Source organism: Neisseria sp. RH3002v2g (genome assembly GCF_014596425.2).
Taxonomy (GTDB): domain Bacteria; phylum Pseudomonadota; class Gammaproteobacteria; order Burkholderiales; family Neisseriaceae; genus Neisseria.
The window spans coordinates 1428972-1441781 of record NZ_CP110721.1 but is presented as its reverse complement, the minus strand read 5'-3'; the positions used below and the strand labels follow the sequence as shown (position 1 = coordinate 1441781).

The following is a 12810-nucleotide window of genomic DNA, read 5'->3' as shown; positions in this document are numbered from 1 at the left end:
CAGTAGCCAAAGATAAATGAATATATCTTTAGTAGTCTGTTGTAATTCAAAAGGCCGTCTGAAACATCATTGGATGCTTCAGACGGCCTTTCTTTTATTCGCACTATATGCCATTAATCCCAAATATTTGCGCGTTCGACTTCTTTCCATGCGTCTAGAATCAGGCTGCCGTCGTTGTCTTTCAGCAAAGTAGCATCTGAGAGCATACGGCGCCAAGTGCGGGCATTTTTTAGGCCGTGCATTAAGCCTAATGCGTGGCGGACGATGTGGCGCAGGATGGTGCCGCGTCCTGAAGCGATTTGTTCGCGACTGTATGCGTATAGCCAAGCCGCTAAATCTGCGTATTGGATTGGTGCGTGTGCGTCGTTGTAAAACAGTGCATCCCAATCGCGCATCAGCATTGGATTGTGATAAGCCTCGCGCCCGATCATGACGCCATCGACAAATTTTAAGTGTTCGGCGATTTCTTCGTTGGTGGTAATACCGCCGTTAATTAAAATTTCTGAGTCTGGAAATTCTTGTTTCAAACGGTACACGTATTCATATTTGAGTGGCGGGACTTCGCGGTTTTCTTTCGGGGATAAACCGTCCAACCAGGCATTACGCGCATGGACGATAAATGTGCGGCAGGCTGTTTTTTCGCGAAGTGTTCCCACAAAATCTGCTACGACTTGATATTCTGTTTGTCTGTCTACACCGATGCGGTGTTTGACCGTCACCGGAATTTCAACTGCATCCTGCATCGCATTCAAACAATCTGCCACCAAATCTACATCATTCATCAGGCAGGCGCCGAAAGCGCCTTTTTGAACGCGTGGGCTGGGGCAGCCGCAATTTAGGTTGACTTCATTATAGCCATACGCCTCAGCTGCTTTAGCGGCGATTGCCAAGTCATGCGGATCTGAACCGCCAAGCTGTAAAGCTACCGGTTGCTCGCCTTCGTTGAAACTCAAAAAGCGGTCTTTATCTCCATAAACTACCGCGCCTGAATTGACCATTTCGCTATAAAGCCAAGCATTGCGTGTAATTTGTCGCGCCATAAAGCGATAGTGTCTGTCTGTCCAATCGAGCATGGGTGCAACAGACAAGCGGCGGGAAGGTAGGGAAGAAGCAGGCATTGAGATGACTTTCAAACAAAATAACGCATTATATAGTGTATTAAATTGACTTTCGATATCGGCCGGTAAATCAAAATAATATATAGGGTATCACTGGATTTAGCCGTGTTGTAGCTGAGGCTAAATCCATTCATGGTGGTGGAAATCCAATATTCAGACGGCCAAATAAGTTTTAAAATGTCAAACAACAAACCATTAGAATGATAAGGAAAAAACATGGCACAATTTTTCGCCATCCATCCCGATAATCCCCAAGACCGCCTCATCAAACAAGCCGCCGACATTGTCCGCAGTGGCGGCGTTATCGTTTACCCTACGGACTCCTGCTACGCGCTGGGTTGCAAACTCGGCGACAAGAACGCGATGGAGCGCATTCTTGCGATTCGTAAAATCGATCAAAAACACCATCTGACCCTGATGTGTGCCGATTTGAGCGAATTGGGTACTTACGCCAAAGTAGATAATGCCCAATTCCGCCAGCTCAAAGCAGCTACGCCCGGCAGCTACACCTTTATCCTGCAGGCAACCAAAGAAGTCCCCAATCGCACGCTTCACCCCAAGCGCAAAACCATCGGCCTGCGTGTTCCCGACAACGCCACTGCCTTGGCACTTTTGCAAGAATTGGGTGAACCTATTTTAAGTTGCACCCTTATGCTGCCTGAAGACGAAGAGCCGTTGACCGATCCATACGAAATTCGAGACCGTCTTGAGCATGCTGTCGATTTGGTTATTGATGGCGGCTGGTGCGGTACTGAGCCGACAACGGTTATTGATATGACCGATGGTACCGAGCTGATTCGTCAAGGCAAGGGCGATATTGCCGTATTTGGTTTATAACATTCTCTGCGTTTACATCGGCTAGGGATGTGCCTATTCCTGCTATTATCGATCACAAGCCATATTGCTCAGTTATCGTCAGCTTATACAATCAGAACATCTTTAAATTAAGCAATTGTTCAAAATCATTTCATCAAAGGCCGTCTGAAATATTTCAGACGGCCTTTCCCATTTCTTAAAAAAATAATTCATTTTAAATAAAATTCCGAGCAATTGGCACGTGGCTTGCATGATTACTGTGTTTGCTGATGACTTGTCGACGGAATACAACATTACGCTTATTAATAAAAACATGGCCGGAGAACTTTTGATGATTGGTTTTTCTGTTCAAGCGTCATGATTTTATTTAAAAATTAAAGATAATCGGTTGATATTTTAGACTAGCGGATATTTTGTAAGTATGAAATACTATACCGTTGCGAGATAGTCAAAGGCCTAAATTTCGTCTCAAAGTGACAATAAACGTCAGCTTGAGATAAGCATTTTGCTGGGAAACCTCCGCATAAATTCTTAAAGTAGCGTCATGTTCATGCTCACGCTTTTATCCATCATAAAAAGAGAAAGACACACCAATGAATAAGATATTTAAAGTTGTTTGGAACCGTACGATTCAATCTTTCGTCGTAACTTCCGAATTGGCCAAAGGCCGTGTGAAATCGTCCGCAGAACAAAACAGTACAGATGTATCTGCCGAATCCGGTAAAAATGGTATCGCGACAGTTTTTAGATTGACAGTGATTTCGGCAGCTCTTTTAGGTGCGGGTAATTCGTATGCGGCAACTGCGGGGGGAAGAGAAATTGCATTTGATGCTGTAACCAGAGCGACCGCGGTCAGCGGTGCAACAGCGACCGGTATTGGTGCGCTGTCAATAGGAGCATCAGCCAATGCTACGGCTAATGGTGCAGTTGCGGTAGGTACGAGTGCAAATGCAACACATAATAACAGCCTTGCTGTTGGTACAAATGCCAAGGCTATTCAAAATCATGCTGTTGCGATGGGTGCAGATACAAGTGCAAGTAGTTCACAAGCAACAGCGATAGGTAAAAGTGCCAATGCTGTTTCTGCAGATTCAACAGCACTGGGTGCAGATTCCAAAGCAAATGGTACGCAAGCGACAGCGGTAGGTAAGAATGCTCTTGCTAATAATACGAGCACAACAGCATTAGGTAATTCGGCACAAGCATTTGGTATAGGCTCAATGGCTTTAGGTCGTTCCAGTACATCAAGGGGCCAAGACGGCATTGCAATCGGTAGTGGCAGCCAGGCTGCAGCCAATGCGCAAAATGCCATTGCAATCGGTACCAATGCAGTGGGTTATCAAAGTGAGACTATCGCTATAGGTAGTTCAACCCAAGCTCAAGCTGCAAATACCATTGCCATTGGTAAAGGTGCAGTGGCAAATTCTCCAGCTTCGGGTAGTGCGTCATCAAGTGCTATTGCACTTGGTGCAGACGCGAATGCAACCGGACTTGGTACGATTGCTATTGGACGTGCATCTGGGGTTCTTTCTCAAAATATTATGAATGTGAATGTAACGCACAATAATATTGCTATTGGTAATACGGCTCGAGTAGGCGATTCAAGTAGTTCTAAGATAACTCAGTCTATTGCTATTGGTTCAGGTAACCGTGTTGATCCACAGGGCAGACCTGAGGGTGCGTGGGCAAAGGGAGACCAATCTATTGCGGTTGGCGGCAATGTCTTGGCTAATGGTAATTCATCTGTTGCTATTGGTGGTGATGATTTAGATGCGGTAGGTGGTACTCGATATTCTGGCAATGCAACGGATAAATTCATCAAATATAATGAAAAAGGTGCAAAGACCGGTGAATATACGCTGAGCGGTAAAAGTCTGCGTGATATTTATAAAGAGATGACTGGTGATACGATGAATTACGGTTCTTATGGTAATACTATTGCCGGTCAAGGTTCTGTTGCATTAGGTGTGCAGTCTAATTCATCTGCCGATTTGTCTCTGGCTATCGGTACCAAATCTCAGGCGACTGCTTTTGGCGGTGTAGCTTTGGGTACAGGTGCGAAGGCTACTTTGCTGAACTCTGTGGCTTTGGGTACGGCTTCTAAAACCGATAAAGAAGGTCAGGCATACGTTCAACGCGAAATTATGGGTGTAACCTACACTTGGGCAGGCGGTCAAACTACCGATGCCGGTGATGTTGTGTCTGTCGGTTCTAAAGGCTATGAACGCCAAATTATCAATGTATCCCCTGGCGATATTTCTGCTACTTCTACTGATGCCATCAACGGCTCTCAACTTTATGGCGTTTTGAGTGCAATTGAGCGTATCCGCTATTTCTCTGTTAAGTCAGAAGAAGGCAAAACTGATGGTACGAAAAACTGGAACAATGACGGCGCAAAAGCAACCAATTCGATTGCCATCGGACCGAATGCGGCAACAAGCACTAGTGCGACGGGTAGTGTCTCCTTAGGCTATAATGCCAACGTACTTGGCGAAAATTCTGTTGCTGTTGGTCAAAATGCAACGGTAACTTCGGGAACTGTGGGTGCTGTTGCCTTGGGCTCTAATGCCAATTCACGTGGTACAGGTTCTATCGCCATAGGTTTGAATACAGAAAATAATTACAATTACTCTGTAGTCGTCGGTGCTCACAGTAGGGCCAACTACGAAAATGCAACCGTTGTCGGTGCAAGGGCAGCGGCACAAAATAACGGTACGGCAATGGGCTATTTGTCAAATGCAGTCGGTGATGATTCTGTTGCAATCGGCCATCAGGCGCAGACAACGCAAGCTTATTCTATCGCCATTGGTAAGCAGGCAAACAGTTCAGGCCTTTATTCCACCGCTATTGGTTCCTCAGCCCAAGCTGCCGGGCAGAATAGTTTTGCCGGCGGTAATAATGCAAAAGCGACCGGAAGCGATTCAGTTGCTTTGGGTAGTGGCGCGACGACTACGATCGGTAGCTCTGTTGCATTGGGTAATGGTGCTGTTGGTACCGCCAATAATTTTGATGCAACAGCTAAAAATGCGACATTCAAAAACGATAGCGGTGCGACGACCAATGTCAGCTATGCAGCTTCTTCATCTGCTAAAACAGGCGCGGTTTCTGTAGGCAGCGCAGGCAATGAACGCCAAATTCACAATGTTGCCGCAGGCCGTATTTCCGCCACTTCGACCGATGCGGTCAACGGTAGCCAACTGTACACAGTTATGAACAATGTTGGACACAATATCCAACAAAACGGTACAGATAAATCCCGTATCAATAACAACGGTACAGTCAACTACGCCGATGGCAACTTGACGACCGTTGCGGTCACCGATGGCGAAAATGCGTCAAAAGTTCAAATCAATGTCACTCAAGGCACATTGTCTGTCGATAATAATGGCACAGTTTCCGCGCCGACTGCCGGTGTGGCGACTGCCGGCGATGTAGCCAATGCCATCAATAATGCCAAAACCACAACCAAGGTGGCGGCAGGCAGCAACACGCATGTCAATAAGACAACTTCAGGCAAAGAAACCACTTATACCGTCAGCGCAGATAAAGCAACGGTACAAGTTTCCAATGCTTTGAATTTGACCTCCAATGCTACAACTGCAGCCGATGGTGCAGTAACAACTGATTACAGTATCGATCTCGCTCAAAGCACCAAAGACGACATCCAAAAAGGCGTAGACGCCAAAACCACCGTTGACACCAAAGGCCTGACCTTCAACGGCGACAGCGGCAGCACCAATGTCGAAAAACTCGGCTCTACCGTGACCGTTGCCGGCGACGACAACATCACCACCGAAGCCCAAGACGATAAAGTAACCGTCAAGCTGAACAAAGACCTGGTGGTAGACAGCGTCAAAGCCGGCGACACCACCGTGAACAACGACGGTGTGAAAGTCGCAGGCGGTCCTAGCCTGACCAAGTCCGGTATCGATGCCGCAGGCAACAAAGTGACCAACGTGGCCGACGGCGACCTCAATGCCAACAGCAAAGACGCCGTCAACGGCAGCCAACTGTTTGCGACCAACCAAAACGTCGCCAACAACGCCACCAACATCGCCAAAGGTCTGAACATTGCCGCCGACAACGGCAGCGACGACAACGTCCAACTGGGCGAAACCGTTGCCTACCGCAGCAGCGACCGCAACATCGTCACCACCGTGTCCGACAACCAGATTGACTTCAAACTGGCCAAAGACATCACCGTTGACAGCGTCACCGCAGGCGACAGCAAACTGAATTCAGACGGCCTCACCATCACAGGCGGCCCGAGTGTGACCAAGTCCGGCATTAATGCCGCCGGCAACAAGATCACCAATGTTGCCGCCGGTACCGATGATACCGACGCCGTCAACTACAGCCAGCTGAAACAGCAAAGCGCCGCCGCCCGTACCGAGGTTGCTGCCGGTACCAACATCAAAGACGTGGTGAAAACGACCGGCGCCAACGGCCAAGACGTTTACACCGTCAACGCCAAAGGCACGACCGCGAGCGCAGGTTCCGACAAAGTGACCGTCACTGCTTCAGCAGCAGACGCGAACAACGTGACCGACTACAGCATCGACTTGGCGCAAGACACCAAAGACGACATCCAAAAAGGCGTAGACGCCAAAACCACCGTTGACACCAAAGGCCTGACCTTCAACGGCGACAGCGGCAGCACCAATGTCGAAAAACTCGGCTCTACCGTGACCGTTGCCGGCGACGACAACATCACCACCGAAGCCCAAGACGATAAAGTAACCGTCAAGCTGAACAAAGACCTGGTGGTAGACAGCGTCAAAGCCGGCGACACCACCGTGAACAACGACGGTGTGAAAGTCGCAGGCGGTCCTAGCCTGACCAAGTCCGGTATCGATGCCGCAGGCAACAAAGTGACCAACGTGGCCGACGGCGACCTCAATGCCAACAGCAAAGACGCCGTCAACGGCAGCCAACTGTTTGCGACCAACCAAAACGTCGCCAACAACGCCACCAACATCGCCAAAGGTCTGAACATTGCCGCCGACAACGGCAGCGACGACAACGTCCAACTGGGCGAAACCGTTGCCTACCGCAGCAGCGACCGCAACATCGTCACCACCGTGTCCGACAACCAGATTGACTTCAAACTGGCCAAAGACATCACCGTTGACAGCGTCACCGCAGGCGACAGCAAACTGAATTCAGACGGCCTCACCATCACAGGCGGCCCGAGTGTGACCAAGTCCGGCATTAATGCCGCCGGCAACAAGATCACCAATGTTGCCGCCGGTACCGATGATACCGACGCCGTCAACTACAGCCAGCTGAAACAGCAAAGCGCCGCCGCCCGTACCGAGGTTGCTGCCGGTACCAACATCAAAGACGTGGTGAAAACGACCGGCGCCAACGGCCAAGACGTTTACACCGTCAACGCCAAAGGCACGACCGCGAGCGCAGGTTCCGACAAAGTGACCGTCACTGCTTCAGCAGCAGACGCGAACAACGTGACCGACTACAGCATCGACTTGGCGCAAGACACCAAAGACGACATCCAAAAAGGCGTAGACGCCAAAACCACCGTTGACACCAAAGGCCTGACCTTCAACGGCGACAGCGGCAGCACCAATGTCGAAAAACTCGGCTCTACCGTGACCGTTGCCGGCGACGACAACATCACCACCGAAGCCCAAGACGATAAAGTAACCGTCAAGCTGAACAAAGACCTGGTGGTAGACAGCGTCAAAGCCGGCGACACCACCGTGAACAACGACGGTGTGAAAGTCGCAGGCGGTCCTAGCCTGACCAAGTCCGGTATCGATGCCGCAGGCAACAAAGTGACCAACGTGGCCGACGGCGACCTCAATGCCAACAGCAAAGACGCCGTCAACGGCAGCCAACTGTTTGCGACCAACCAAAACGTCGCCAACAACGCCACCAACATCGCCAAAGGTCTGAACATTGCCGCCGACAACGGCAGCGACGACAACGTCCAACTGGGCGAAACCGTTGCCTACCGCAGCAGCGACCGCAACATCGTCACCACCGTGTCCGACAACCAGATTGACTTCAAACTGGCCAAAGACATCACCGTTGACAGCGTCACCGCAGGCGACAGCAAACTGAATTCAGACGGCCTCACCATCACAGGCGGCCCGAGTGTGACCAAGTCCGGCATTAATGCCGCCGGCAACAAGATCACCAATGTTGCCGCCGGTACCGATGATACCGACGCCGTCAACTACAGCCAGCTGAAACAGCAAAGCGCCGCCGCCCGTACCGAGGTTGCTGCCGGTACCAACATCAAAGACGTGGTGAAAACGACCGGCGCCAACGGCCAAGACGTTTACACCGTCAACGCCAAAGGCACGACCGCGAGCGCAGGTTCCGACAAAGTGACCGTCACTGCTTCAGCAGCAGACGCGAACAACGTGACCGACTACAGCATCGACTTGGCGCAAGACACCAAAGACGACATCCAAAAAGGCGTAGACGCCAAAACCACCGTTGACACCAAAGGCCTGACCTTCAACGGCGACAGCGGCAGCACCAATGTCGAAAAACTCGGCTCTACCGTGACCGTTGCCGGCGACGACAACATCACCACCGAAGCCCAAGACGATAAAGTAACCGTCAAGCTGAACAAAGACCTGGTGGTAGACAGCGTCAAAGCCGGCGACACCACCGTGAACAACGACGGTGTGAAAGTCGCAGGCGGTCCTAGCCTGACCAAGTCCGGTATCGATGCCGCAGGCAACAAAGTGACCAACGTGGCCGACGGCGACCTCAATGCCAACAGCAAAGACGCCGTCAACGGCAGCCAACTGTTTGCGACCAACCAAAACGTCGCCAACAACGCCACCAACATCGCCAAAGGTCTGAACATTGCCGCCGACAACGGCAGCGACGACAACGTCCAACTGGGCGAAACCGTTGCCTACCGCAGCAGCGACCGCAACATCGTCACCACCGTGTCCGACAACCAGATTGACTTCAAACTGGCCAAAGACATCACCGTTGACAGCGTCACCGCAGGCGACAGCAAACTGAATTCAGACGGCCTCACCATCACAGGCGGCCCGAGTGTGACCAAGTCCGGCATTAATGCCGCCGGCAACAAGATCACCAATGTTGCCGCCGGTACCGATGATACCGACGCCGTCAACTACAGCCAGCTGAAACAGCAAAGCGCCGCCGCCCGTACCGAGGTTGCTGCCGGTACCAACATCAAAGACGTGGTGAAAACGACCGGCGCCAACGGCCAAGACGTTTACACCGTCAACGCCAAAGGCACGACCGCGAGCGCAGGTTCCGACAAAGTGACCGTCACTGCTTCAGCAGCAGACGCGAACAACGTGACCGACTACAGCATCGACTTGGCGCAAGACACCAAAGACGACATCCAAAAAGGCGTAGACGCCAAAACCACCGTTGACACCAAAGGCCTGACCTTCAACGGCGACAGCGGCAGCACCAATGTCGAAAAACTCGGCTCTACCGTGACCGTTGCCGGCGACGACAACATCACCACCGAAGCCCAAGACGATAAAGTAACCGTCAAGCTGAACAAAGACCTGGTGGTAGACAGCGTCAAAGCCGGCGACACCACCGTGAACAACGACGGTGTGAAAGTCGCAGGCGGTCCTAGCCTGACCAAGTCCGGTATCGATGCCGCAGGCAACAAAGTGACCAACGTGGCCGACGGCGACCTCAATGCCAACAGCAAAGACGCCGTCAACGGCAGCCAACTGTTTGCGACCAACCAAAACGTCGCCAACAACGCCACCAACATCGCCAAAGGTCTGAACATTGCCGCCGACAACGGCAGCGACGACAACGTCCAACTGGGCGAAACCGTTGCCTACCGCAGCAGCGACCGCAACATCGTCACCACCGTGTCCGACAACCAGATTGACTTCAAACTGGCCAAAGACATCACCGTTGACAGCGTCACCGCAGGCGACAGCAAACTGAATTCAGACGGCCTCACCATCACAGGCGGCCCGAGTGTGACCAAGTCCGGCATTAATGCCGCCGGCAACAAGATCACCAATGTTGCCGCCGGTACCGATGATACCGACGCCGTCAACTACAGCCAGCTGAAACAGCAAAGCGCCGCCGCCCGTACCGAGGTTGCTGCCGGTACCAACATCAAAGACGTGGTGAAAACGACCGGCGCCAACGGCCAAGACGTTTACACCGTCAACGCCAAAGGCACGACCGCGAGCGCAGGTTCCGACAAAGTGACCGTCACTGCTTCAGCAGCAGACGCGAACAACGTGACCGACTACAGCATCGACTTGGCGCAAGACACCAAAGACGACATCCAAAAAGGCGTAGACGCCAAAACCACCGTTGACACCAAAGGCCTGACCTTCAACGGCGACAGCGGCAGCACCAATGTCGAAAAACTCGGCTCTACCGTGACCGTTGCCGGCGACGACAACATCACCACCGAAGCCCAAGACGATAAAGTAACCGTCAAGCTGAACAAAGACCTGGTGGTAGACAGCGTCAAAGCCGGCGACACCACCGTGAACAACGACGGTGTGAAAGTAGGCGACGATGTCGCATTGACCCAAGACGGCGTTAAAGCAGGTGACGTCAAACTGACCAAAGACGGTTTGAACAACGCCGGCAACAAAGTGACCAACGTGGCCGACGGCGACCTCAATGCCAACAGCAAAGACGCCGTCAACGGCAGCCAACTGTTTGCGACCAACCAAAACGTCGCCAACAACGCCGCCAACATCGCCAAAGGCATCAACTTCGGCGGTACCACCGGCAGCAACAACTACGCATTGGGCGACACCATCAATGTCAAAGGCGACAGCAACATCATCAGCGAAACCGTAGCCGGTGGTGCACAGCTGAAACTGGCCGATGTGTTGAATGTCGGTCAAGCAGCTCCGGTGAAAATCGATGGCGACAAAGGCGAAGTCAGCGGCTTGAGCAATACGACTTTGGGTGGCAGCGATTTTGCCCAAGGCAAACGTGCGGCGACCGAAGAGCAGCTGAATGCAGCCCAAGATCAGTTGGTGAATGTATTGGGTGGCAATGCGGCCAATAACGGCGGCAATATCAGCATGACCGATATTGGCGGTACGGGTGAGAACAACATCCACGATGCAATCAAAGCCGTCAATGCAACTGCCAATCTGCCTCTGACTTTCGGCGGCGACAGCGGCAAAGACGTTGAACGCAAACCGGGTACGAAGCTGAATATTGTCGGCGGTCAAACCGATGCAGCCAAACTTTCAGACGGCAATATCGGCGTTGTAGCGAATGGCTCCGATAAGTTGGAAGTCAAATTGGCTAAGGACTTGGCAGTTGACAGCGTGAAAGCCGGCGATACCACAGTCAATACTGACGGCGTGAAAGTTGGTGATGTCAACCTGACTAAAGCCGGCTTGAATAACGGCGGTAACAAGATTACCAATGTTGCAGCCGGTACCGACGATACTGATGCGGTGAATGTTGCTCAGTTGAACAAAGCTGCGGCTGCGGCTAAGACTGAAGTCGTTCAAGGCGATAACATTGTTGTTACTCAGGATGTCGGCGCCAATGGCCAAACCATTTACAAAGTGGCGACCGATAAAAACCTGAAAGTCGACAGCGTTACCGCAGGCGATACCGTGATGAATAATGATGGTGTGAAAGTCGGCGATGATGTTGCCTTGAACAAAGACGGCTTGAAAGCAGGTGATGTGAACCTGACCAAAGCCGGTTTGAACAACGGCGGCAATAAGATTACCAACGTTGCGGCCGGTACGGATGACACCGATGCAGTCAATGTTTCTCAACTGAAACAAGCTGCCGCTGCGTCTAAGACTGAAGTCGTTCAAGGTAAGAACATCGTTGTCACTCAGAAAACAGGCGACAAGGGTCAAACTGTTTACGAGGTGGCAACCGATAAAGACTTGGATGTTGATAGCGTGAAAGCCGGCGATACCGCAGTGAACACTGACGGTGTGAAAGTGGGTGACGATGTTGCCTTGAACAAAGACGGCTTGAAAGCAGGCAAGGTAAACCTGACGAAAGACGGCTTGGATAATGCGGGCAACAAAGTAACCAACGTAGCGGATGGCGATCTCAATGCAAACAGCAAAGACGCCGTCAACGGCAGCCAGTTGTACGCAACCAACCAAAACGTAGCCAACAATGCTGCGACTATCGCTAAAGGCATCAACTTTGGCGGTACGACCGGCAGCAACAACTACGCGTTGGGCGGCACCATCAACGTTAAAGGCGACAGCAACATCATCAGCGAAACCGTTGCCGGTGGCGCTCAGCTGAAGTTGGCTGACGAGATTAGCGTGAAGACCGTGAATGCCGATACCTTCAAAGCAGGCGATACTGTGATGAACAAAGACGGTGTGAAAGTCGGCGATAAAGTTGCGTTGAACAAAGACGGTCTGACCGCAGGCAATACCGTGGTCAACAACGACGGCGTAACCATCGCTGCACCGACTGAAAGCAATCCGAACAACCAAGTCAAACTGTCTCCTGTCGGTCTGAACAACGGCGGCCAACGCATTACCAACGTGGCTCCGGGTAAAGACGGTACAGACGCGGCAAACGTGAACCAGTTGATTGGTTTGGGTACCGAGTTGCAGAACAACATCAACCAAGTAGGTAAGAAAGCCTACGCGGGTGTGGCCGGTGCGATTGCCCAAGGCTCGATTCCGCAAGTAACCCGTCCGGGTGCGACCGGTATCGGTGTCGGCAGCGGCTACTACGGCGGTCAGTCTGCCATGGCCATCGGCGTGTCTGCGATGAGCGACGGCGGCAACTGGATTGTCAAAGGCAACTTCTCGGCCAATACCGACGGTCATGTCGGTGTCGGTGCCGGTGCGCTGTATCAGTGGTAAGTTGGCAATGACAGGCAACTAGATTTGCTGCCTGAATAGGAAGGCCG

Annotated in this window: 3 protein-coding genes; 2 read left to right on the top strand and 1 reads right to left on the bottom strand. The window is 51.8% G+C overall.

Going from position 1 to position 12810, the window contains the following annotated elements; genetic code table 11:
* Positions 1 to 113: 113 nt before the first annotated feature.
* A complete protein-coding gene (dusA, locus tag BBP27_RS06830) occupies positions 114 to 1118 on the bottom strand; it encodes a tRNA dihydrouridine(20/20a) synthase DusA (RefSeq protein ID WP_188211770.1) in 1005 nt (334 codons plus the stop codon).
* A 216-nt stretch (positions 1119 to 1334) separates the two neighbouring features.
* On the opposite strand from dusA, the gene BBP27_RS06825 reads away from it, so the two are divergent.
* Positions 1335 to 1955 (top strand): L-threonylcarbamoyladenylate synthase, encoded by a 621-nt coding sequence (locus BBP27_RS06825; RefSeq protein WP_036491940.1) that lies wholly within the window; start codon positions 1335 to 1337, stop codon positions 1953 to 1955.
* A 572-nt stretch (positions 1956 to 2527) separates the two neighbouring features.
* Positions 2528 to 12763 carry a YadA-like family protein gene (locus BBP27_RS06820; protein ID WP_265511045.1) on the top strand — a complete coding sequence of 3412 codons (10236 nt, stop codon included), beginning with the start codon at positions 2528 to 2530 and terminating at the stop codon, positions 12761 to 12763.
* Positions 12764 to 12810 lie beyond the last annotated feature (47 nt).